At 44.0% G+C, this 23,631-nt stretch carries 19 protein-coding genes, 1 riboswitch and 1 other annotated feature; of the genes, 15 read left to right on the top strand and 4 right to left on the bottom strand.

Features of this window, described 5'->3' with window-relative positions:
- Positions 1-6: 6 nt before the first annotated feature.
- From aroA to aroF, 3 genes are read right to left on the bottom strand one after another with little or no spacing between them, the layout of a single operon-like run.
- Positions 7-1,287, bottom strand: a complete 1,281-nt coding sequence (aroA, locus tag ACGHCT_RS12690; protein ID WP_390436165.1) for a 3-phosphoshikimate 1-carboxyvinyltransferase — start codon at positions 1,285-1,287, stop codon at positions 7-9.
- Between the two features lie 21 nt (positions 1,288-1,308).
- Positions 1,309-2,406: a prephenate dehydrogenase gene (locus ACGHCT_RS12695; protein ID WP_154262881.1), complete on the bottom strand. Its 1,098-nt coding sequence runs from the start codon at positions 2,404-2,406 to the stop codon at positions 1,309-1,311.
- The gene (aroF, locus tag ACGHCT_RS12700; RefSeq protein WP_154262878.1) at positions 2,406-3,419 is read right to left on the bottom strand and encodes a 3-deoxy-7-phosphoheptulonate synthase; all 1,014 of its coding nucleotides are present in this window, start codon (positions 3,417-3,419) and stop codon (positions 2,406-2,408) included. Before aroF ends, ACGHCT_RS12695 begins: the two co-directional genes overlap by 1 nt.
- 323 nt (positions 3,420-3,742) lie before the next feature.
- Here aroF and ACGHCT_RS12705 point away from each other — a divergent pair, with 323 nt between their 5' ends.
- The gene (locus tag ACGHCT_RS12705; protein WP_154262869.1) at positions 3,743-5,836 is read left to right on the top strand and encodes a translation factor GTPase family protein; all 2,094 of its coding nucleotides are present in this window, start codon (positions 3,743-3,745) and stop codon (positions 5,834-5,836) included.
- A gap of 149 nt (positions 5,837-5,985) precedes the next feature.
- The gene (locus tag ACGHCT_RS12710) at positions 5,986-7,587 is read left to right on the top strand and encodes a CvpA family protein (RefSeq protein WP_390436168.1); all 1,602 of its coding nucleotides are present in this window, start codon (positions 5,986-5,988) and stop codon (positions 7,585-7,587) included.
- 48 nt (positions 7,588-7,635) lie between these two features.
- Here the strand turns inward: ACGHCT_RS12710 and ACGHCT_RS12715 are convergent, their stop codons facing one another.
- Positions 7,636-8,577, bottom strand: a complete 942-nt coding sequence (locus ACGHCT_RS12715; RefSeq protein WP_154261785.1) for a uroporphyrinogen decarboxylase family protein — start codon at positions 8,575-8,577, stop codon at positions 7,636-7,638.
- 185 nt (positions 8,578-8,762) lie between these two features.
- Here ACGHCT_RS12715 and ACGHCT_RS12720 point away from each other — a divergent pair, with 185 nt between their 5' ends.
- The 13 genes from ACGHCT_RS12720 to ACGHCT_RS12780 all read left to right on the top strand — a co-directional run bounded on the left by ACGHCT_RS12720 (position 8,763) and on the right by ACGHCT_RS12780 (position 23,617).
- A complete protein-coding gene (locus ACGHCT_RS12720) occupies positions 8,763-10,274 on the top strand; it encodes a PucR family transcriptional regulator (RefSeq protein WP_390436170.1) in 1,512 nt (503 codons plus the stop codon).
- Between the two features lie 96 nt (positions 10,275-10,370).
- Positions 10,371-10,937, top strand: coding sequence for a hypothetical protein (locus ACGHCT_RS12725; protein WP_154261780.1), 567 nt, complete (start codon positions 10,371-10,373; stop codon positions 10,935-10,937).
- Between the two features lie 32 nt (positions 10,938-10,969).
- On the top strand, positions 10,970-11,623 hold the full coding sequence (locus tag ACGHCT_RS12730; RefSeq protein ID WP_226903495.1) for a response regulator transcription factor: 654 nt from the start codon (positions 10,970-10,972) through the stop codon (positions 11,621-11,623).
- 1 nt (position 11,624) lies between these two features.
- Positions 11,625-12,734 (top strand): HAMP domain-containing sensor histidine kinase, encoded by a 1,110-nt coding sequence (locus tag ACGHCT_RS12735; protein WP_173015677.1) that lies wholly within the window; start codon positions 11,625-11,627, stop codon positions 12,732-12,734.
- Positions 12,735-12,802: 68 nt separating this feature from the next.
- Positions 12,803-13,025, top strand: a binding site (T-box leader).
- Positions 13,026-13,092: 67 nt separating this feature from the next.
- Complete coding sequence (leuS, locus tag ACGHCT_RS12740) at positions 13,093-15,507, top strand: leucine--tRNA ligase (RefSeq protein WP_256281301.1); 2,415 nt, start codon at positions 13,093-13,095, stop codon at positions 15,505-15,507.
- A gap of 125 nt (positions 15,508-15,632) precedes the next feature.
- On the top strand, positions 15,633-16,298 hold the full coding sequence (locus ACGHCT_RS12745) for a response regulator transcription factor (RefSeq protein ID WP_256281302.1): 666 nt from the start codon (positions 15,633-15,635) through the stop codon (positions 16,296-16,298).
- Positions 16,299-16,396: 98 nt separating this feature from the next.
- Positions 16,397-17,311 (top strand): ABC transporter ATP-binding protein, encoded by a 915-nt coding sequence (locus ACGHCT_RS12750; protein WP_226903492.1) that lies wholly within the window; start codon positions 16,397-16,399, stop codon positions 17,309-17,311.
- A complete protein-coding gene (locus ACGHCT_RS12755; RefSeq protein WP_390436173.1) occupies positions 17,304-18,065 on the top strand; it encodes an ABC transporter permease subunit in 762 nt (253 codons plus the stop codon). Before ACGHCT_RS12750 ends, ACGHCT_RS12755 begins: the two co-directional genes overlap by 8 nt.
- Before the next feature lie 13 nt (positions 18,066-18,078).
- Positions 18,079-18,963, top strand: coding sequence for a HAMP domain-containing sensor histidine kinase (locus ACGHCT_RS12760; RefSeq protein WP_154261775.1), 885 nt, complete (start codon positions 18,079-18,081; stop codon positions 18,961-18,963).
- Between the two features lie 238 nt (positions 18,964-19,201).
- On the top strand, positions 19,202-19,750 hold the full coding sequence (locus ACGHCT_RS12765; RefSeq protein ID WP_390436174.1) for a VanZ family protein: 549 nt from the start codon (positions 19,202-19,204) through the stop codon (positions 19,748-19,750).
- A 78-nt stretch (positions 19,751-19,828) separates the two neighbouring features.
- A riboswitch (cobalamin riboswitch) is annotated at positions 19,829-20,006 on the top strand.
- Between the two features lie 198 nt (positions 20,007-20,204).
- Complete coding sequence (gene nikB / locus ACGHCT_RS12770) at positions 20,205-21,146, top strand: nickel ABC transporter permease (protein WP_226903488.1); 942 nt, start codon at positions 20,205-20,207, stop codon at positions 21,144-21,146.
- The gene (gene nikC, locus ACGHCT_RS12775; RefSeq protein WP_256281308.1) at positions 21,143-21,976 is read left to right on the top strand and encodes a nickel transporter permease; all 834 of its coding nucleotides are present in this window, start codon (positions 21,143-21,145) and stop codon (positions 21,974-21,976) included. Before nikB ends, nikC begins: the two co-directional genes overlap by 4 nt.
- A gap of 24 nt (positions 21,977-22,000) precedes the next feature.
- Entirely contained in the window at positions 22,001-23,617 is a 1,617-nt protein-coding gene (locus ACGHCT_RS12780) for an ABC transporter substrate-binding protein (RefSeq protein ID WP_390436176.1), read from the top strand.
- Positions 23,618-23,631 lie beyond the last annotated feature (14 nt).

The following is a 23,631-nucleotide window of genomic DNA, read 5'->3' on the forward strand; positions in this document are numbered from 1 at the left end:
AACAGTTTATCTGGAGAGCGCGGCCAAATCCTGATAGAATCCGGGGTAGGAGATGGTGACACACTCTCCGTTGCAAAGTTGTGTCTCTCCCTTGGCCGCCAGTCCGGCCACTGCAAAGGACATGGCGATTCGGTGGTCCCTTTTTGTGTCAATAAGGGCGCCTGTTAAGGGCTGTCCTCCCCGGATTATCATACCGTCATCTGTTGCCGTGACATCTGCTCCCATAGCCTTTAGATTGCTGACCACCACATCAATACGGTTGGATTCCTTTACTTTTAATTCCTGGGCATCTTTTATCACAGTTTCACCCTGGGCAAAAGCGGCCAAGACCGCGATCACGGGTACCTCATCGATCAGGGAGGGGATGATGGAACCGTCTATGGTAATGCCGTGGAGAGAACTGTGACGTACCAGAATATCGGCAGTGGGCTCACCTTCCTCTGCAGATACATTCATAAGGGTAATATCCGCACCCATTTTTTCGCACACCCGCAGGATACCGTTTCGGGTAGGATTCACCCCTACATTGCGTATCAATATCTCTGACCCTGGTACCAGAAGGGCAGCGCCAATAAAATAGGCGGCGGATGAGATATCCCCGGGAACAGATACTTTCTGACCTTCCAGAATCGGGTCCGGATAGATAGTTACCGTGGTATCCTCCGCAGTGAGGGTGGCTCCAAAGTAATCCAGCATAATCTCTGAATGGTTTCTGGAGAGATAAGGCTCCGTGACACTGGTAATGTCATCCGCATAAAGTCCTGCAAGAAGCAAACAGGATTTTACCTGTGCAGATGCCACAGGTGAGTCATAATGGATTCCCTTTAAGGTGCGTCCTTCTATATGGAGAGGAGCACACCCGTTGCCCCGGACGCTGGTAACACCGGCCCCCATCTGTGTAAGGGGGCGTATAATTCTTTTCATCGGCCGGGATTGTATGGATTCATCCCCGGTGAGCTCACTGTCAAAGTTCTGCCCGGCCAATATGCCGGCCAGAAGACGTGTAGTGGTTCCGCTGTTTCCCACATCTAAAACTGTGTCAGGTCTGGAAAGGCCGTGCAGCCCTTTCCCTCTCACCAGGATCTCCTCCTTTTCCATCTCTACAGGTACACCCATTTTGCGAAAACAGGAGATGGTAGAAAGGCAGTCAGCCCCCTGAAGAAAGTTCGTGACAGAGGTAGTGCCCATTGATATTGCCCCCAGCATTATGGCTCTGTGGGAAATCGATTTATCTCCCGGGACATTCAATTCTCCCCGAAGAGGAGAGGTAAGTTTCTTGATCTTCATAAGTCCCTCCTAAGTACAAAATTATCTTTCATAAATGATATAATTACGTTTTCTCAGGAGTTCCGCCGCACTGGTCATGGCATCCTCCTGATAAAATTCAATCTTGAGAACTCCTTCTTCAAACTCCCTGTTGTGTACAATGCCAATATTTTTGATACTAATCTGATCCATTGCCAGAGTTGTGGCGATGGTGGCAATGGCGCCGGTCTCATCTACAATATCACAGTAGAGAATATAAGTCTTTTTGATGGGACCCAGAGGAGAGGAATCCAAAGAATTCCTGTAGTCTCTGGAATCCGAAAACATCTGGTAAAGGCCATCGCTGTCTCCCTGATCGATCAGATACTTTGCCTGCACAATCAGACGGATATATTCATCCAGCACCCTGGAAATGTTATCCTGGTTGGTAAGACAGATCTGCTGCCACATAACAGGGGAAGAGGAGGCAATTCTTGTAATATCTTTAAATCCCCCGGCGGCAATCATTTTCATATGCTCCTCAGAGGAATCCAGACGTTCCACAAGATTCACCAGAGACGATGCCACAACGTGGGGAAGATGGCTGATTGCTGCTGTGATATAATCATGTTCTTCCCAGGTGAGAATCATAGGAATGGCACCCAGCGAGTTCACCAATTCAGAATAATCGCTGATCTTCTGCAGGCTTACTCCCTCAGAGGGAGTAAGGATAAAATAGGCATTCTCAATCAGATGATCCGAAGAATTCTGGTATCCTGACTTCTCAGATCCTGCCATGGGATGACCTCCGATAAAATACTCTTCCAGCTTCAGTGCCTTCACAACTTTGTGAATATCTCCTTTTACGCTTCCTACATCCGTGAGAATGCATTCCGGACGAAGGATAGATTTCAGACTTCTCAGATAAGAAATATTTGCGGAAACTGGTGCGCACAGGAAAATAATAGAGCACTCACTGATTCCGGCGTCCTGCTCCCGGCAGATGATATCTACGATACCTTCCTCCTTCGCCTTTTTCAGGGACAGTTCATCTTTGTCATAGGCATAAATTCTGCATTGGGGATAAAACTTTTTCAGCGCCTTTGCAATGGAGCCTCCGATCAGTCCCAGGCCGATAAAGCCGGCAGCTGCGGGTTCCATTACAGTTTCCTCCCCGCAAGGGCTACATAGGGCTTTAATTCCGCGGAAAGTTCCCGGAAGTTCTCAAAGGTAAGAGACTGGGGACCATCTGACATAGCATGTGCCGGATCGTTGTGCACTTCAATCATTAGTCCGTCGGCGCCGCAGGCCACGGCAGCTTTTGCCAGAGGCGGCACGTAGCTGTATACTCCGGTCGCATGGCTGGGATCTACAATGACCGGCAGGTGGGTTTTTTCCTTCAATACTGGCACCGCACTGATGTCCAGCGTATTCCTGGTAGCAGTCTCAAAGGTACGAATGCCCCTTTCGCAGAGAACTACATTGGGATTGCCCTCTGCGATGATATATTCCGCAGCATTCAGCCACTCGTCAATGGTAGCGGCGAGGCCTCGCTTTAAAAGTACCGGCAGCCCGGACTTTCCGGCCTCCTTCAACAGCTGAAAGTTCTGCATATTGCGTGCTCCGATCTGTATCATATCCACATACTTTACGGCAGCATTAATAGCCTCTTCACTGATTACTTCACAGATCGTGCGAAGTCCGGTTTCTTTTTTTGCTGTCTGCATATATTTCAGGCCCTCTTCCTCCAGTCCCTGGAAAGAGTATGGGCTGGTTCTGGGTTTGTAAGCCCCGCCCCTGACAAACTGAGCCCCCGATTCCTTTACTGCATGTGCGATAGCCAGAAGCTGTTCTTCTGTCTCCACCGCGCAGGGGCCTGCCATTATTGTGAGGGTTTCCGGGCCGATGACCCATCCGTCCACAGATACCGAAGAAGGAGAGGGATGAAACTTCTTATTTGTCAGTTTATAGCTCTCTGTAACTGGGACAAGCTTGTCTACATAGGGCATGATTTCTATATTTTTGTCTGCCAGACGTGTCTTGTCTCCCACACATCCGATGATAGTAACTTGTTTTCCTTTTGACAGGTGGGTTTCCAGGCCATTTTCCTGAATTCTCTGTATGACGTCATTGATGGCCGAATCCGTAGCGTTTGGTTTCATAACGATAATCATAGTTCATATCTCCCTTTAGTTCCATTCATTTAATTCCCCCGGGACGGTTCGCAACAGGTGTCCCATGGGCGTCCGCACGGGTCTCATCGTACGGCAGTCATTTAGGTGTAAGAGTCATTTCTGACTGCTTTTCTTATTGTAAAGCAAGTGTCGGTAATTGTCAACGATTTATTGCTTTAAAGCGTTGCGCTTTAAAGTGAAGATATATAAAGAAGATTCTGAAAGAAAATCGAATATTCATTGTTAAAAGTGAATAAATTACTTGAATTATCTCATTTTTTTTAGTAAAATATACACATATTAATAAATGGGAGGTATTACATATGGACGTTTTTAGAACAGACCGAATAAGAAATGTGGTCCTGTTGGGTCATGGAGGCGCCGGAAAGACTAGTTTAACAGAGGCAATGGCTTACCTGTCAGGAATTACAAACCGCCTTGGGAAGGTAGACGATGGCAATACTGTCAGCGATTTTGATAAAGAAGAAATCAAACGTCATTTTTCCATTTCTACATCATTAGTGCCCATTGTGTGGGGCAAGAATAAAGTTAATATTCTGGATACCCCCGGATATTTTGACTTTGTAGGAGAAGTGGAAGAAGCCGTAAGTGCTGCAGGCGCTGCCATTATAGTAGTCTCCGGAAAGTCAGGGGTTCAGGTTGGCACCCAAAAGGCATGGGACTTATGTGAAAAATATAAACTTCCCCGTATGTTCTTTGTAACGGAAATGGATGTAGATGATGTCAGCTATCGCCAGGTGGTTGAAGATTTGACAGAGCTTTACGGAAAGAAAATCGCACCGATACACTTCCCTATCCGTGAGGACGGCAAATTTGTAGGATATGTAAACGTAGTAAAACAGGCCGGAAGGCGCTATGTTGAAAAAGATAAAAAAACAGAGTGCCCGGTGCCCGATTACTCTCAGGAATACCTGGACAAATACAGGGAAACACTTATGGAATCTGTGGCAGAGATCAGTGAAGAGTTCATGGACCGGTATTTCGGCGGAGAAGAATTCTCCATTGCTGAGATTTCTGCGGCTCTTAAGATGAATGTTTGTGACGGAAGCATTGTACCTGTATGTATGGGTTCCACCATCAATCTGCAGGGTGTGTCTAATCTGCTGGACGATATCTGCGGATACTTCCCAGGACCGGATCAGAGGGAGATGGCAGGCATCAACAAGAAGACAAACGAAATCTATGAGGCCAATTACGATTTTGCCAAAGCAAAAACCGCCAGGGTATTTAAAACAATTGTAGACCCGTTCATCGGAAAATACTCTCTGATTAAAGTGTGTTCAGGAGTTATCAAATCAGATGACACCCTCTATAATGTGGAAAAAGACACGGAAGAGAAACTGAATAAATTATATGTATTGGAAGGCAATAAGCCCATTGAGGTTCCGGAGCTTCATGCCGGAGATATCGGCGCCATCGGCAAAGCCAATACCTTAGTTACCGGCGACTCACTGGCAACCAAGGCAACTCCTGTGGTATACGGCAAACCTGAGATATCGGTGCCATACACCTACAAACGTTATAAAGCAAAGAATAAGGGTGATGTGGATAAGATCTCCCAGGCCTTCGGCAAAATGATGCAGGAAGATCTCACCATGAAGGTAGTAAATGATGCAGCCAACCGCCAGACGCTTCTCTATGGTATGGGTGATCAGCATCTGGACATTATTCAGAGTAAATTGAAAGAGCAGTACAGGGTGGAGATCGAACTTACCAAGCCGAAAGTACCTTTCAGGGAAACCATCCGCAAGATGTCGGATGTGGAAGGCAAGTATAAAAAACAGTCCGGCGGCCACGGCCAGTATGGGCATGTTAAGATGAAATTTGAACCATCCGGAGACCTGGAGACTCCGTTTGTATTTGAACAGATCGTTGTGGGAGGCGCAGTTCCCAAGAACTACTTCCCTGCTGTGGAAAAAGGTATGCAGGAATCTGTGCTGAAGGGCCCTCTTGCGGCATATCCTGTTGTGGGAGTCAAGGCAATTCTGTATGACGGCTCTTATCATACCGTAGACTCCTCTGAGATGGCATTTAAGATGGCAACGATTATGGCATTTAAAAAAGGCTTTATGGATGCGTCTCCGGTTCTTCTGGAGCCTATTGTATCCATGAAAGTGACGGTTCCTGACAGATTTACCGGTGATGTTATGGGTGACCTCAACAAGAGAAGAGGCCGTGTGCTTGGGATGAATCCGGATAAGAACGGCAATCAGGTTATCGAGGCAGATGTACCCATGCTGTCTATCTATGGATATTCCACAGATCTCAGATCCATGACCGGCGGAAGCGGTGACTTCTCCTATGAATTTGCCCGCTATGAGCAGGCACCCTCCGATATACAGGAGAAGGAAATTGAAGCAAGAGCCAGCCATCTGACAGATTCTGAAGATAACTAATGCAGGTTAAAAAGCTGTTTTAAAGAAAGAGCAAGAGAAGGCAGTCCGGCTTCTGTGAAGAGGATTGCCTTCTTTTTTTCGAAAACCGTTGAATTTACCCCGGAAAGTTGCTAGAATAACAATCAAAGTCATAAGAAGGAGACTATACTATGAGTACAAAAAAAAGTAAGATAATAGCTGTTCTGGCAGTTATCATTTTAGCGGGCATCTATTATTACGTCACACTGCCGGCAATCAATATCCACGAGAGCGGATTCTGGTTTTTCCTGGCAGCGGTGGTAGCAGTGATCCTGGTGATTTACGGGCTCCGCAGAAGAAGCAGCTTTCACAGCGTCAAAGATATCAAAGAAAACAAGATTATTAAAGTTGGTCTTGGGGTAATCATTCTGATTGCAGTTGTTTACCTGATTGGATCTGTTCTTTCTTCCCCCATTGTAAATGCCAAAAAGTATCAGAAATTAATCACCCAGACCGAAGGAGATTTTACAGAGGATATTGAGCAGGCAGATTTCGACAGAATTCCTCTCCTGGACAAGGATTCTGCGGTTTTGCTGGGCAACCGTAAAATGGGGAGCATGGTAGATATGGTTTCTCAGTTCCAGGTGAGTGATCTGTATTCTCAGATCAATTATCAGGGAAAGCCTGTCCGTGTGACGCCTTTGGAATATGCCAGTCCAATTAAGTGGCTGACTAACCAAAAGGCCGGTATTCCAGCCTATATTACCATTGATATGACCACACAAAATACAGAACTGGTCAAGCTGAATGAAGGCATTAAATATTCTATGTCTGAGTATTTTAACAGAAACATCTACAGACACCTGCGTTTCCGCTACCCTACGTACATGTTCGATCAGCTGAGTTTTGAGATCGACGAGACAGGGACGCCGTACTGGATCTGTCCGGTGAAAAAATTTAATATCGGCTTGTTTGGCGGCCAGACCATCGGCAGAGTGGTGCTGTGCAACGCAGTTACCGGGGAGACGGTGGACGTTCCCGTGGATGAGTGTCCGACTTGGGTAGACCGTGTCTATCCGGCTGAACTGCTGATCCAGCTGTATAATTATCACGGTACTTTGAAAAATGGTTTCCTGAACAGTGTATTAGGACAGAAGGGATGTCTGAAAACAACAGAAGGGTTTAATTATATTGCTATGGATGACGATGTATGGGTATATACCGGTATTACCTCTGTCACAGGAGATCGTTCTAACGTTGCTTTTGTGCTCATGAACCAGAGAACCATGGAAACCAGATATTATCCGGTAAGCGGCGCGGAAGAGTACTCAGCTATGGACTCTGCCCAGGGACAGGTACAGAATCTGGGATATAAAGCAACCTTCCCTCTTCTTTTAAACATCAGCAATGAGCCTACGTACTTTATGGCTCTGAAGGATGAGGCAGGACTGGTGAAAAAGTATGCTATGGTTAATATACAGAAGTATCAGAATGTTGCCATAGGGGATACTGTGGCCGAGTGTCAGAAACAATACACGAAGCTGCTGTCCGGGATGGGCATCTCCAATGCCGGAGGAAGTGATAATCTAAAGGTCAGCGGCGCCATAGAGAAGATGGCCCAGGCAGTTATTGACGGAAATTCCCATTTTTATATAACGCTTACCGGCAAAGATGGAATCTTTGATGTGCCGGTTGTAGATTTTCCGCAGATTATAGGGTATGATATTGGTGACACCATTTCTTTTGAATATTCTGAGGACTCACCTGCCAATACAGTAATAGTGATAGAATAAGATAACCGGCGATATGCCTCTAAAAGAGAGCATATCGCCGGTTTTAAATTACCTTAATTTATATTTTTTGATTTCCTCAGAACAGACCTTATAGAATCTGGGTTCCAGCAATACATAAGCCGGTATATAGCCCCCAAAACGGCCCAGCTGTCCGATTCGCCTGTGAAGCTCTTCCCGTATATCTTCCTCTGTAGTAGATGGAACATTTAGTGCCTGGGCATTCAGCCCTCCGCTGAAGGAAAAGTGGTGTCCATGTTTTTCTACAAGACTGTCCAGATCATTGCACACCATACAGGGCTCCCAACCGTCAAAACCGCACTCTGCAAAATCATCCACCAAAGCATCCACTTTTCCGCAGCTGTGCATAATAGCAATGCATCCCTTCTCATGAATCGCATCTGCAATCCGTTTCAGTCGGGGTTTAAAAAGTTTGCGGAAGATCGCAGGGGAGATAAAAGTACTGATTTGTGTGCCAAAATCATCGCTGTGTGCAATGACATCTGCGCCCATATGATCTATCAGCTTCTGGTATAGCTTGATTTTATAACAGGTAATGGCCTCCACAAGCTCTTCATAGGCCTCGGGTTCTTCATATAAGGCAATCAATGCCTGCTCAAAGCCCATCAGGGCGTGAGTCCGTTCAAAAATACCCTGGGGAATGAGATAATAATTCGCAATCGTGTCCCGGTCCTTCAGTACTCCCCACTTTTCAGCAATGAAATCCCAGTCTACAGCATCCAGATCTGGAAATACAACAGAGTTTTTCCAATCGGCTATATCCTTTAAAACTTCTCTGCCCGGAGTAGGGGCGGGCATACCGGGTCCGTCGGCGGATGAGGTCCAATGAACTCCGAACCAGTCATAATCATTTTCCTCCATTTCTCCAATTTCAGCCTGACCAATCAGATAACGAAAATCCTTCAGCATATCAGGAACCCATTGGGGATGGTCTACGGTAAGTGTGCGAATCAGGTTTTCTTTTGCATTCATGCAGCTGCCTCCCTATCTGTTTTTTATTATAATTGTAGAAGCTTTTAACTATTTTTTCTATCCGCAATACAGAGCGGATTTTGATAAATGGCACATCAATTTGTAGTATTGAAAAGTAAAAACGTTGAAAGCTTTGGCATCAGGAAGTATAATTGAGAAAGATATAAGATAAGGTGAGAATACGGATGAGACTAAGTGCATGTATAATAAAGGAAGAGCTGGAAGGCAAGCTGATTGGCTTCATAGAAGGAGATGGCTTTAAAAAGCCTCTTCTCTCAAAGGTACGTATGTACCAGGGAGAGCATTCTCTGGAAGCCGGATATTTGTATATAGGTTCAAAGGAAACACTGGAACAGATGCCGGAGCTGAAAAAAGGAAGCTGTCTGCTATATACAGGCAGACTGGAGGAACTTTCTCTCTCTGAGGCCTCCCGGAAGGGTACTGTCCTGGCAGCGGCCAGACAGGGGACAGAGGCATATCTGAACCGCATTATGGAGATTTTTGAAAAATACAACGCCTGGGAAGAAAAATTACAGAGCTGTGTCAATAAGCGGAAATGTATACAAAGTATGATAGATGCATGCAGAGGGATTTTTGAAAATCCCTTGTTTTTGTGTGATCAAAATTACCGTTTTTTAGCAATAACTGGTTTGGAATCAGAAGAGCAGGATACGGATACCGTCAGCCAGGATGTTATGTGCAGTTTTCGTTTTGAGAAAGAATTTCAAAAATTATGGAGAAGCAGCTCGGCATTCCTGTATCAAAGTAAATTTCTGCCATACCGTAATCTCAGCTACCGAGTGCGGTGTGAGGGGAATTATACGCTTGGTCTCAATCTCCAGGAAAGCCGGGTTCCGTTTCGTGACAGTGACCGCTTTTTGTTAGAATACCTGGGAGAATATATCTGCCTGTATTATGACCAGAACTATATGCAGCTGCGTCAGAACCAGGAGGAAAAGACCGCTGTCTTGATACGTATGATAACAGGGATAGAAACACACAGAGAGAGTCTTCAGCATGTAATGGACTCTTTACAATGGGAAGAGGATCATAGCTATCAGGTTTACTGTTTGAAGATTACAGAGCTGGAAAAAAAGTACCGCTTTGTCGGGAGCCAGTGTACACAGGTGGAGCATGTATTTCAGTATGCATATGCGCTGGAATATGAAGACTGCCTGGTAACAATAGTGAATCAAACTCTGCTGGGCAGTCACAGGGACTCGGCAGAGGAACAATTGCGGATCTTTATTCGGGAGAACTATCTGAAGACCGGAAAAGGAAGGGCGGCCAAGGGAATCCGCAATATCAGAACTTCTTATCTTCAGGCGATGGCAGCGCTTGAGGCGGGAGAAAAGAAAGACCCTACGAAATGGTATTATGTCTTTGATGAATACAGTCTGGACTATATGATTTACAACTGCACAGGCAGTCTTTCCCCAAAGGAACTGGTGCCGGAAGGTCTTCTGCGCATGAAGGAATATGACAGGCAGAACCAGACCTTTTACCTGCAGACCCTGGAAACGTATTACCGGGAAAAGTGTAATACAAGCAGAGCTGCAGAAGTCCTTTTTATTCACCGGACAACTTTTTTGGAACGGCTAAGGCGGATCCGACGTTTTCTATGTATGGATTTGGATGACCCTAAAAACAGAATCTATCTGATATTATCCATGGAGGTTCTGAAAAATGATAATTAAGTGCATGTTTTTCTTCTCCTGTAATAAGTCTGCAATATGTCTTCCGTACACTGTAATTGAAGAAAAAAAACAGATAGGATACAAGGAGGACTGTTTATGAGGAAAGAAAGATGGAGAAAACATAAGGTAATTATTATTGCAGCGGCAGCAGCTCTGGGAGTCACTGGAACAGCGGGGATCCTGGCTGTGTATGGCCAGAATCTTACCGAGCGCAGAGTGGCGGAAGAAGCTTCGGAATCGCTGAACGAGGGCGTGAAAGAGGAGATTCCCTATTATCGGGGCTGGTATGACAGCACTTTGTACCGGGAGGTGGTAGAGGATCAGGAGATTGTAAAAGAGGTGTGCACCCGTTACGGATTGGACTACGAGACGGTTACGATGAAAGACATCACCAGAGATATGAGAAATTATGAGGAGGCATTAACGCTGAAAAAGGATTTGGGAGACAACCCCCTTCTTTCAGAGAATGCAAAAGAGGGAGTCTTTACTTTAGAGGTGTATATCAGCGACGTCTACGCCTTTGACGGAGGCGGACAGGTAATCAAAGATTACTGTGATGCCCTTGGGCTGGATGCTTCACAGATGAAGGTATCGGATTTATCCCTGGAAGATCTGATTAAGATCGGGGAATTGGCTTACGAAACCTCAGATCATCCCAAATAAAAGAAAAAAGACGGCGTGGAAAGGTAAGCAATGTGGCAGAAATATTAATTGTAGAAGACGAGAGAGGGATTAATGAATTAATCCGGCGGACACTGACAATGACAGGACATCATTGCCTTCAGGCCTACACAGGGCGGGAAGGAGTGCGGCTGGTGCAGGACGGCGGGGTTAGGATAGATTTGGTGTTATTGGATGTCAATCTGCCGGACATGGATGGCTTTCAGGTGATAAAAGAGATAGGGGGACTGCCTGTTATCTATGTTACCGCGAGGGATCAGGTGCCTGACCGTGTGCGCGGACTGAACAGCGGAGCAGAGGACTATATGGTAAAACCATTTGCTATGGAAGAGCTGATTGCGCGGGTGCAGGTGGTTTTGCGGAGATTTCATAAAGAAGAGAAACTATTTTGTCTGAAGGATCTTCAGGTTAACCTGGAAGAACATATGGTATACCGAAGGGGAACAGAGGTGGTGCTGACTAACAGGGAGTTTCAGCTTCTGCAGGCTTTAATTGTTAATAAAAATATAGCACTCTCAAGAGCCCAGCTTCTAGATCTTGCCTGGGGAAGGGATTACTTCGGTGACGACAGAACCGTAGACGTACATATTCAGCGCATCAGGAGAAAATTGGGGCTGGAACAGCAGATAAAAACTATCTTTAAGTATGGATACCGTCTGGAGGTATAAGATGCAGCTATGGAAAAAAAATTATCTGATTACCTTCCTGTTATTTTTGTTGGTACTGAATACAGGCCTTTTCTGTCTGTCTCAGGTGCTGTTTAAGAATGACCTGGAGCGGTGGATAGAGATGGCCCTTATGGGTGAACAGCGGTTTGCCTATGCAATCTCAGAGTTCGAGGATACGGCGGATATCAATGAACAGATAAAATATATCTGCAGAGGATATTACACAGGGAATGCCAGGATGTCTGTCTCTGCAGACGGAAAGAGTATTGTAAATTATATTCCCGACGATCTGAAGTTTGCATACAGCGCGGATATTGTAACATACAGCGGCCGAAAATATGTGCTGCTCCATGATACAGAAGAGATTCGGGGCAATTCGTATGAGATAATTTACATGGAGGATATCAGTCAGGTATACAAAGAACAAAAATGGCGTCTCGCCGGCCTTGCCTGTGCCAGTCTTATGCTTGCAGCCATTATTGGTACAATGCTCTATATAACGATGAAAAAAATTTATAAACCGGTCAATCATATTGCCCATGAGCTGAGAAATCCGCTTACCGTTATCCAGGGCTACGGGCAATATGTGCAGATGGGAAAGATATGCGAGGAGGATCGTTTTTTTGCAGGACAGCAGATTGTAAAAGAAGCCCGCACGCTGGCCGAACGGGTGGACAGACTTTTGATCATGGGAAACCTTAGAGAAGGCAACATCCGCTGTTTGGAGATAAACGCAGATACTTTATTTCAGGAGCTGAAAGAAAGCTATGAAGGACTTGAGATAGAGAATGACATTATTTCCGTCACCGGGGATCCGAACCTAATAAAATGTCTGTTTCAAAATCTGATTTCCAATGGGAAGAGAGCAGGCGATCGGGTGAAGCTCACCGGAAAGGGCAAATACATTACTGTCTGGAATGATGGTGAAGAGATAGGGGAAGAGGATCTCAGATATCTGAACAAAAACCATCGGTGGCCCGGGGAGACAGTCAAAGACAATGGGTTCGGTATTGCCCTGTGTTATGATATAATCAAACTGCACAGATGGAAGATGAGCTATGCGTCCTCCAGGGAAGAAGGCACGACGGTTACCATACAAATCATGGAGTAAAACAGGAATTTCCTGCATCCCCTTGACAAATTTTCCCGTTCTGGGTAGAATAACAGTTAGTCAATAAGACAAAAACGCAGAAGAGGAGCAGTAAGAGTCTCTCAGCTTTCAGAGAGCTGCCGGCAGGTGGAAGGCAGCAGTGAAGAACTCCCAACTCGCCTCAGAGTTCTCTGGCTGAACATATACTTTCAGTAGGCCAGGGCGGGAACTTCCCGTTACAGAAGAACGAGTGCATCCCCTTTGGGATGAAGTAGAGTGGTACCACGGAATGTTAACCCTTTCGTCTCTATGGTCTTATAGGGCATAGACACGGGAGGGTTTTTTGTACCAAATCACATATATGTAGGAGGAAAGAAACATGGCTACACCTTATAATCATAAGGCAATTGAGCAGAAGTGGAGAAAGAACTGGGAAGAAAAACCGGTAAACGTGGATGACGGCCAGAAGCCCAAATATTATTGTCTGGATATGTTCCCATATCCTTCCGGAAATGGCCTCCATGTTGGGCATTGGAGAGGCTACGTGATCTCTGATGTATGGAGCCGCTATAAAATGATGCAGGGATACTATCTGATCCATCCCATGGGATGGGATGCTTTTGGACTTCCCGCAGAGAATTATGCCATAAAGATGGGCGTACATCCCGCAAAATCCACAGCAGAGAATGTTGCGAATATCAAAAAGCAGATCAATGATATTGCTGCTATCTACGACTGGGACAGGGAAGTAAATACCACAGATCCCAATTTTTATAAATGGACCCAGTGGATTTTTGTGAAAATGTTTAAGGAAGGTCTGGCTTATGAAAAGGAATTCCCTATCAACTGGTGCCCGTCCTGTAAGACAGGACTGGCGAATGAAGAGGTTGTCAACGGATGCTGTGAGCGCTGCGGCGCCACCGTTACCAAAAAGAATCTCCGCCAGTGGATGCTGCGGATTACAAAATATGCGGATCGCCTTTTAAGTGATTTGGACAAACTGGACTGGCCGGAAAAGGTTAAAAAGATGCAGTCTGATTGGATTGGCAAATCCTATGGCGCGGAGGTTGACTTCCCCGTTGAAGGAAGAGAAGAGAAAATTACAGTGTACACCACCAGACCGGATACCCTTCATGGCGCTACTTTTATGGTTCTGGCTCCGGAGCACAAGCTGGCAGCTTCCCTTGCGACTGCCGAGACAAAGGAAGCGGTTGAAAAATATATCTACGATGCTTCTATGAAATCAAACGTGGATCGTCTGCAGGACAAAGAAAAGACAGGTGTATTCACAGGCAGCTATGCGGTCAATCCCCTGAACGGGGCGAAAACTCCGATTTGGCTCTCTGACTATGTACTTGCAGATTACGGAACCGGAGCCATTATGTGCGTACCTGCCCACGATGACCGTGACTTTGAGTTTGCAACAAAATTCAATATTCCGATTGTCCAGGTTATTGCTAAAGACGGCAAAGAAATCGAGCATATGACAGAGGCTTACACAGAGGCTTCGGGAACCATGATCAATTCCGGCGAATGGAATGGCATGGAATCCGCTGTTCTGAAACAGGAAGCTCCTGTGATGATCGAAAATATGGGAATTGGGAAGAAAACAGTGAATTACAAACTGCGTGACTGGGTATTTTCCCGTCAGCGTTATTGGGGAGAACCGATTCCTATCATCCATTGTCCTCACTGTGGGAATGTTCCTGTTCCGGAAGACCAGCTGCCGCTGACTCTGCCTGAGGTGGATTCCTATGAACCCACAGGGACCGGGGAATCGCCTCTGGCAGCTATTGACGAGTGGGTGAATACTACCTGCCCTGTATGCGGGGCTCCTGCCAAAAGAGAGACGAATACTATGCCTCAGTGGGCTGGTTCCTCCTGGTATTTCCTGCGGTATGTAGATAATAAAAATGATAATGAACTGGTCTCCAAAGAAAAGGCAGATAAATACCTTCCTGTAGATATGTATATCGGAGGCGTAGAACATGCAGTGCTCCACTTGCTGTATTCACGTTTCTACACCAAATTCCTGTACGACATTGGAGCTATTGACTTTGATGAGCCATTCCAGAAGCTGTTCAATCAGGGGATGATAACCGGAAAGAACGGAATTAAGATGAGCAAATCCAAAGGAAATGTAGTATCCCCGGACGATTTGGTCAGAGATTACGGCTGTGACTCTCTCCGCCTGTATGAACTGTTTGTAGGTCCCCCGGAACTGGACGCGGAATGGGATGACAGGGGCATTGACGGTGTATACCGTTTCCTGAACCGTTTCTGGAAACTGGCCATGGACAGCAGAGAAGCCGGTATCGCTCAGACAAAGGAAATGGTAAAGCTGCGCCATAAGCTGGTATATGACATTACCCAGCGTCTGGAAAGCTTTAGTCTGAACACCGTTATCTCCGGCTTTATGGAGTACAATAATAAATTTATTGATCTGGCAAAAAAGACAGGGGGCATTGACAAAGAGACCATCGAGACGTTTATTCAGCTTCTGGCTCCTTTTGCACCCCATCTCACAGAGGAACTCTGGGAAGCATATGGCCACAAAGACTCCGTCTTCCACACCTTATGGCCAAAGGCAGATGAGAATGCGATGAAGGACGATGAAATCGAAGTGCCTGTGCAGATCAACGGCAAAACCAGGGCAGTTATCAGCATCAACGCGGAAAGCTCCAAGGAAGAAGCAATTGCAGCGGGTAAAGAAGCAATTGCGGATAAGTTAACCGGAAATATTATAAAAGAAATTTATGTACCAAAGAAGATTATTAATTTAGTGATGAAATAGTACTGGAAAAATGGCGTAGGTAGTGGAGACATTATCTGCGTCATTTTTATAAAATACTGGATGTTAGATAGGAATATGATAGAATAGCCGATAAGAAAATTAAGAAATTAATAGAGGTAAATGTAGTGAATCATATTTTGATTATAGATGACGATGTACACATTAATGATATGTTGGATAATATTTTGACACAGGCAGGATACAAAGTTTATCACGCCTATTCCGGCACAGAAGCTTTGCTGTTTTTGTCAAATTGTAAACCCGATTTGATTTTATTAGATTTGATGCTGCCAGGATTATCTGGTGAAGAAGTGTTATCCCAAATAGTAAATATTCCTGTAATTGTTATGAGTGCGAAAGCTGATGTGAAAGATAAGGTGGCTCTTTTGCTGAATGGAGCTGCCGATTATATCACAAAGCCTTTTGAAATTGATGAATTGCTGGCAAGGATAATTGTACAGCTTAGGGATACTTCAAAATGTAACCCTGTTCAGACATTGAACTATGCTGATATTACCTTATATTTGGACACGCATGAGGTTCAAATTACTAATCGCAATGTAAAATTAACGAAGACAGAATTTGCGATATTAAAGCTTTTAATGGAAAATCCAAAACAGATTCTTACAAAAACGGTTATACTCGACCGCATCAGTGAAGACACACCGGACTGTATGGAGAGTTCGCTGCGCGTACATGTTAGTAATTTAAGAAAGAAATTGCGGGAGGTAACCGGCAAAGATTATATCGAAGCAGTATGGGGAATAGGTTTTAAGATGGCAGAATCGTAAAGCTTTACAGTTTCTTTGCACTTTTCTTTACAGGTTTCTTAACACTTCTCTTATAGAATGACAGTAAATATAGAACAAACCAAGGAGGGTGAACGGCTATGGAATATGTGTTAAGTACGAATCACTTGTGTAAAGAATATAGGCACTTCAAAGCATTAAACAATCTCTCTATGCACGTTCCCAAAGGGGCAATCTACGGGTTAGTAGGTAAAAATGGAGCTGGTAAAACCACTGTAATCAGACTGATATGCGGTCTTCAAAAACCCACATCTGGAAATTACACATTATACGGAACCCAAAATACAGATAAGAGAATTTTAGAGGTTCAAAGAAGAATAGGTGCTGTTGTAGAAACTCCATCTATTTATCTTGATATGACTGCAGCGGATAATCTGAAGGAGCAATATCGTATATTAGGACTTCCTTCCTTTGCAGATATACCAGAATTGCTCAAATTAGTAGGATTAGAAAATACAGGGAAAAAGAAAGCGAAAAATTTCTCTCTAGGTATGCGTCAAAGATTAGGAATTGCACTTGCATTGGCAGGCAGCCCTGATATGCTTATGTTAGACGAGCCAATAAATGGGTTAGATCCACAGGGTATTATTGAAATTAGAGAACTTATTTTGAAGCTGAATCGTGAACGCCAAATTACAGTAATAATTTCAAGTCATATCCTGGATGAATTGTCAAGATTAGCAACACACTATGGATTTATAGACAATGGAACTATGCTAAAAGAAATTACAGCAAAGGAAGTGGAAACAAATTGCAGAAAATGTACACAAGTAACAGTGACTGAGACATCAGTTCTTGCTTATGTTTTAGACATAATGAACTTTGAATATGATATACTTTCAGATACACAGGCAAATGTTTATGGGGATATTCCGATTTCTGTTTTGGTATTAGCTTTAGAAAAAGAAAATTGTCAGGTTTTATCCATGCATGAGCTGGATGAAAGCCTGGAAAGCTATTATATTAATTTGATAGGAGGTTCTCATAATGAATAATCTTTTACACGCCAACATTGTACGTTTATGGAAAAACAAACTTTTTTGGTTTGGTTCATTATTTATGCTCCTCTATGGTATATTCAAAATGCTTACAGAATATAAATCGTCTGTAATGCTAGGCGAAGACCTGAACTTGGATGATATACTATTTGTCTATGCTTTCATCACAGGAATAATAAGTGCAATTTTTGTCAGTTTCTTTGCAGGGACAGAGTATAGTGACGGCACTATAAGAAATAAAATAATTGTGGGTCATGCAAGATTTAAAGTGTATCTTTCAAATTTAATTACAAATATTTTAGCTGTGTCATTTATGTGTTTCATATATATTCTAGTAATACTTGTTGCGGGGACGCCTCTTCTGGGCTCATTACGCATAGAAATCAGCCAAGCCTTAAAAATTATCTTCAGTTCCTTTTTATTGATTACTTCGTATTGTTCGATTTATACTTTCTTTTCTATGCTGTGTCATAACAAAGCAATATCAGTTGCCATTTGTGTGGTTGCTTCGTTTTTGTCTTTATTTACAGAAGCATATATTGGTTCTATGCTTTCTTTGCCAGATTATTATACAGGGGTAAAACGTACTGTGTTGGGATTTTTATTTAATTATCTACCCTCGGGCCAGGCATATCAGTATATGAGTATGCAGTTTGGGGATTTAAACTTAAAAATGTTATGTTTAGCAGCTATTTCCTGCATTGCAACAATCACTGGTATGGTATTCTTTCAGAAGAAAGACATTAAGTAAAGAGGAGTTATGTATGGGAGACTGGATATATTATGTAATGATTGGATTTGTGCTTATTATTATAATATTGGGACTTAAAATTTACTATTTAAAAAAGTCTGCAAGGGAAATCCGCATCTCTTTTGCGGAAAAGTTAAAATCTGATACAAATACAATTATCCAAATATCCAGCCACGATAAAGACATGAAGGAATTAGCTTCCGCTCTTAATACACAGCTGAAATATTTATACCAAAGCAGACAGAAATATGAATATGGAGATTTGGAACTAAAAGAAGCTATTACTAATATATCTCACGATCTCAGAACACCTCTGACAGCAATTTATGGGTATCTGAAATTGCTGAGAAACGAAGAATGTTCACCGACTGGGAAAACGTATCTTTTGGCAATAGAAAACCGCACACGGGCTTTGAATCAGCTCACGGAAGAATTGTTTCATTATACATTAGCAATATCAGATACAGAGGACATGGTGCTGGAAACAGTAACACTAAACGGGATTTTAGAGAATAGTATATCCGTATATTATTCCATTCTTAAGCAAAATCATATTGTTCCACAGATATCTATCCCAGATAAAAAAATATTGCGGAAGGGAAATGAGTATGCTTTATCCCGTATTTTGGGAAATGTATTGAGCAATGCCGTTAAATATAGTGATGGAGATCTGAACATCACGCTGACTGAAAATGGTGAATTTTTATTTTCAAATCATGCGAAAGGTTTAACGGAAGTGCAGGTGGAACGATTATTTGACCGTTTCTATACAGTGAATAATGCCCGAAAATCAACAGGTTTAGGTTTGTCTATATCGAAAGCCTTAATTGAAAAAATAGGTGGTTCTATATCAGCAAGTTACTCTGGAGACGTCTTAACTATTTGCGTGCGGATATGATAAATGAAAGATCCATAATATTGGGTTCTGCTTACAAATATATTATAATAAAAGTATTTTAATACATTCTGAAGTTTCTGAATATATCCTTAAGATTTTCTCTGCTTTCTTGACGCTGCAGAATAAATTGTGTATAGTTCAAGTGTACCAGGTGTACTATTTATGTTAGTACACCTGGTACACTTGAACTATACAGGCCTGTGATACAGGTACTAATGAAAGAAGGCAGGGATATCCTATGATTATTTTTTACGTTCTAATGGTGTTTCCAATAACAGCCGTTGTATCCTTTCTGATTTATCTACCGGCTTATATATATAACAAAAAGAAATATGGAAAAAGACCTGTTGTACGGCATCTCTCTATCTATTGCTTCATCGGGGTAATCCTGAGTATTCTTTATGTCACTGTTTTCATGGGAGGGATAACCTTTCATCCGGGGTATCATTTTTTAAACCTTGTCCCATTTGTGTGGGTAAAAGAAACCTATCTCATGGGGTTTGCCAAAATGATAGAACAATTATTTATGAACGCAGTTATGCTGGTTCCCCTGGGATTTATTCTGCCCGTGGTATTCCCTTCCGTAAGAAAATGGTGGAAGACAGCATTATGTGTAATGGTGTTTATCTTCGGGATTGAAACATTACAATATTTTATCGGGCGTTCTGCGGATGTGGATGATCTGATCATGAATACCTTTGGCGGGTGCGTCGGGTACCTTCTGTTCTTCCTTCTGAATAAACTTTTGGGAGAGCGAAAGTGGTGGAAAGGTGCGCTAAACCAGTAAATACAGAACTTGACTTATAACAAATTGGAATACCTATTTTCTGGACATTTATACTTTTTATGGTATAATTGACCATGTTAAATGAATAAAGATATAAGTTCCTAACAGGATGAAAAGAGAAACCGGTGCGATTCCGGTACGGTCCCGCCACTGTGATGGGGAGCTTTTCACAAAGATACCACTGGAGGATGCTCTGGGAAGGTGTGAAAAGCTATGAACCTAAGTCAGGAGAACTGCTTATATTGTTGAGTTGAAGTAATTGCTTACGGTCGATAAGTAACTATTTGTGTGAATCATACGCCGCAGACTGCGGCGGATTTATATTTCAGTGGTTAGATGCGGCTAATTTTGGCTGCATCTTTTTCTTTTAAAGAAAATATGTCTGTGCTTGATGAAGTATTGATGAGACCCGCCGTTGACAGATGAAGGCGACCGGGCAGAAGGAGGAACTGATGTGAACAGAAAACAAATTGTAAAACGGTTGATTCAGATTGTGATAGTCCTTTTTGGAATAAGCTATTTTACCTTTGGACTTACTTATTTGTCACCCGGTGATCCGGCTGAGATTATGCTGACGGAATGCGGAAATGTTCCTACTCCGGAACTGCTGGAAAAGACAAGGGCGGAGCTGGGCCTGGATAAACCCTTTCTGATACAGTACGGAACCTGGCTGAAAAATATCATTCAGGGTGACATGGGGACGTCTTATTCCATGAAGGTACCGGTTTTTGACAAACTGATGTCCTGCCTTTTGCCTACACTGAAACTGTCCCTGACATCTCTGGCCATCATGCTGGTGATATCGGTCCCGGCAGGAATCTTCGCTGCTTATTATCAGAATAAATTTGTTGACTATATCGTACGGGGAACTACCTTTCTGGGCATCTCCATCCCAAATTTCTGGCTGGGACTGATACTGCTGAGCGTTTTTGGAGTAAAACTTGGATGGCTGCCTGTTGCAGGGGGTGGCACTGACTGGAGACACCTGCTTCTGCCTGCATTTACCCTTGCCTTTGCCATGTCGGCAAAGTATACCAGGCAGGTGCGTATTGCTGTGCTGGAAGAGTTACATCAGGACTATGTGACAGGGGCACGCATGCGCGGCATGAAAGAGAGGACTATTCTCTGGCGGCATGTACTTCCCAACGCAATGCTTCCCCTGGTTACTCTTCTGGGACTTTCTTTGGGGAATCTGCTGGGAGGGACGGCAGTGGTTGAACTAATTTTCTCCTGGCCGGGTATGGGAAATATGGCAGTCAGTGCCATTACTTCCAGAGATTATCCTCTGGTTCAGGGCTATGTTTTGTGGATTGCTCTTATTTATATGGCCATCAATCTGCTGGTTGATTTATCTTATCACCATCTGGATCCAAGACTGAAGGAGGCACTGCAGTGAAAAAGACCTGGAATTTTATAAAGCACCACAAACAATTTACTATCTTTTCCATACTTGCCCTGGCAATTATCGGAGTTGCTGTATTTGCCCCGTGGATTGCTCCGAAAGATCCGCTGGATCCTATAATGACAGACTCTTTGAGAGCACCTGGAGCTTCCTATGCCTGGGGAGCGGACAAAATGGGAAGAGATGTACTATCCCGGGTAATCTATGGCACCAGAGCTTCTTTAAGCATGACACTTATGTTGGTGATGGTGGTTTTTGCAGTGGGGACCTTTTTGGGGGTACTTGCAGGCTATTTTGGGGGCATTACGGATGAAATAATTATGCGCATTGCGGATATGATGATTTCTTTTCCGGGAATGGTGCTGGCTATCGCCATAGCAGGGCTATTGGGGCCGAGTATGCTTAATGCAGTCGTTGCCATCAGTGCAGTAACCTGGACAAAGTATGCCAGACTTTCCAGAAGCCTGGTGCTAAAGATAAAAAACAGTGTATACATAGAAGCGGCAAAAGTAACGGGGACAAAAACAGGAAGGATACTATTGCGGTATGTGCTCCCTAATATGATTGCGACCATGGCTGTAACAGCCGCCACAGACATCGGCAGTATGATGCTTGAACTGGCCGGACTTTCCTTTCTGGGGTTTGGAGCTACGGCGCCCACACCGGAATGGGGGCTTATGCTGAACGAGGGGAGAGCGTATATTGCGAAGGCACCCTGGCTGATGATTTACCCGGGGCTGGCCATTGTCATTGTTGTAGTAGTATTTAATATGCTGGGAGACAGTCTGAGAGATATTCTGGATCCCAGACAGAAGCAAGTATAGATTATATTTGGAGGTAGAAAAATAATGAAAAAATGGTATGGGAAGCTGGCCGCTGTGGGACTTGCGGCTGCTATGGCAGTATCCGGGTTCACCGGATGCGGAGGTGACAGTACTTCAAAGGAAGCCGAAGATAAAAGTACGAAAGAAACTGTCTCCCTGGCAAAAGGAGGGGAACTGAACATCGGTGTAACTAGTTTTGCAGATACCCTGGAACCGACGGAACAGTATTTCAGCTGGGTTGTTATGAGATACGGAATTGGGGAAACCCTGGCTGCTTTTGACCAGGAGGGAGAACTAACCCCTTGTCTGGCAGAATCATGGGATGTAAGCGATGATAAACTGACCTGGACTTTTAAGATTCGGGAGGGTGTAACATTTTCCAATGGCACGGAGATGACTCCGGAACTGGTAAAGGCTTCTCTTGAGAGGACTTTTTCAATGAATGACCGGGCAAGCAGTTCTTATTTCACCTATAAAAGCATGGAAGTAAATGGTCAGAATCTTTTAATCACCACGGAAACACCGGTTCAGGGAGTACCTGGAAGTTTGGCGGATCCCCTGTTTTTGATTGTGGATACTACCGCTGACACAGACTCCTTTGCCATGGAGGGACCAGTCTGCACAGGACCTTATAAAGTGGAGTCATTCAGCCCCACAGAGTCCTGTGTTGTTACACGCAATGAATATTATTGGGGCGGGGAGGCTCCCCTGGACAGGGTTACCTTTCAATGCATTGATGATCAGACAACCAGATCTATGGCGCTGCAGACTGGGGAGATTGACATTGCCTATAATCTGAAAGTAGAGAATCTGGTAGATTTTGAAAACAGTGAAGATTATACGATCCAGGAATTATCCTCTTTGCGCTCCACCCATGCATTTATGAACCAGCACAGGGCGCTGTCAGATAAAACCCTGAGACAGGCCGTAATCCGGGGACTTGACAGGCAGACCTACTGTGATGTGCTGCTGGAGGGAGGCGCGGTTGCGGGCAAAGCCCCGGTCCCTCCTTCTCTGGATTTTGGGTTTGATGAATTAACGGATGAGAATGCCTATGATCCCGAGGGTGCAAAAGCCCTTTTGGAAGAGGGTGGATATAGAGATAATGACGGGGATGGCTATGTAGAGACTCCTTCCGGAGAAGATCTGGATCTTCATTTCGTGATTTATGACAGCAGGGCAGAGCTGGGTATCTATGCCCAGGCAGCTCAGGCGAGCCTGAAAGATATCGGTATCAGGGTGACGATAGATACGGTAAGCTACGAAACACTTCTGGACATGCAGGAAGCAGGGGAGTATGACCTTCTTATTTGGAATGTACTGGTTGCAAATACAGGAGATCCGGAAAAATACCTGAGAGAGTCCTGGATGACATTTAATGAGAATAGTAAAAATAACAATTATGCCGGGTACAGCAATGAAAAAGTTGATTCTCTTCTGGAGGAATTATCTGCGGAATTTGACGAAAATAGGAGAAAGGAACTGACCATTGAGATTCAGCAGCTGATCATGGACGATGCTGCCACTGTGTTTTTCGGATATGAAACCACATATCTGATTTCGTCTGCAAATGTTACAGGAGTTTCTATGTACCCTATGGATTATTATTGGCTAACCAAGGATATCGCACTGGCCGAGTAGAAAAGGAAAAGGGA

The organism is Lactonifactor longoviformis, assembly GCF_042848515.1.
Taxonomy (GTDB): Bacteria; Bacillota; Clostridia; order Lachnospirales; family Lachnospiraceae; genus Lactonifactor; species Lactonifactor longoviformis.

What these genes read in the sequence shown, in the direction of transcription:
- ACGHCT_RS12710 (WP_390436168.1), top strand. Translation starts at nt 5,986, where the DNA reads ATGAGTACAAAAAAAAGTAAGATAATAGCTGTTCTGGCAGTTATCATT.
- ACGHCT_RS12715 (WP_154261785.1), bottom strand. Translation starts at nt 8,577, where the DNA reads ATGAATGCAAAAGAAAACCTGATTCGCACACTTACCGTAGACCATCCC.
- ACGHCT_RS12780 (WP_390436176.1), top strand. Translation starts at nt 22,001, where the DNA reads ATGAAAAAATGGTATGGGAAGCTGGCCGCTGTGGGACTTGCGGCTGCT.
- aroF (WP_154262878.1), bottom strand. Translation starts at nt 3,419, where the DNA reads ATGATTATCGTTATGAAACCAAACGCTACGGATTCGGCCATCAATGAC.
- ACGHCT_RS12760 (WP_154261775.1), top strand. Translation starts at nt 18,079, where the DNA reads ATGGGAGACTGGATATATTATGTAATGATTGGATTTGTGCTTATTATT.
- ACGHCT_RS12735 (WP_173015677.1), top strand. Translation starts at nt 11,625, where the DNA reads ATGCAGCTATGGAAAAAAAATTATCTGATTACCTTCCTGTTATTTTTG.
- aroA (WP_390436165.1), bottom strand. Translation starts at nt 1,287, where the DNA reads ATGAAGATCAAGAAACTTACCTCTCCTCTTCGGGGAGAATTGAATGTC.
- ACGHCT_RS12720 (WP_390436170.1), top strand. Translation starts at nt 8,763, where the DNA reads ATGAGACTAAGTGCATGTATAATAAAGGAAGAGCTGGAAGGCAAGCTG.
- ACGHCT_RS12725 (WP_154261780.1), top strand. Translation starts at nt 10,371, where the DNA reads ATGAGGAAAGAAAGATGGAGAAAACATAAGGTAATTATTATTGCAGCG.
- ACGHCT_RS12695 (WP_154262881.1), bottom strand. Translation starts at nt 2,406, where the DNA reads ATGGAACCCGCAGCTGCCGGCTTTATCGGCCTGGGACTGATCGGAGGC.
- ACGHCT_RS12750 (WP_226903492.1), top strand. Translation starts at nt 16,397, where the DNA reads ATGGAATATGTGTTAAGTACGAATCACTTGTGTAAAGAATATAGGCAC.
- ACGHCT_RS12755 (WP_390436173.1), top strand. Translation starts at nt 17,304, where the DNA reads ATGAATAATCTTTTACACGCCAACATTGTACGTTTATGGAAAAACAAA.
- ACGHCT_RS12765 (WP_390436174.1), top strand. Translation starts at nt 19,202, where the DNA reads ATGATTATTTTTTACGTTCTAATGGTGTTTCCAATAACAGCCGTTGTA.
- leuS (WP_256281301.1), top strand. Translation starts at nt 13,093, where the DNA reads ATGGCTACACCTTATAATCATAAGGCAATTGAGCAGAAGTGGAGAAAG.
- ACGHCT_RS12705 (WP_154262869.1), top strand. Translation starts at nt 3,743, where the DNA reads ATGGACGTTTTTAGAACAGACCGAATAAGAAATGTGGTCCTGTTGGGT.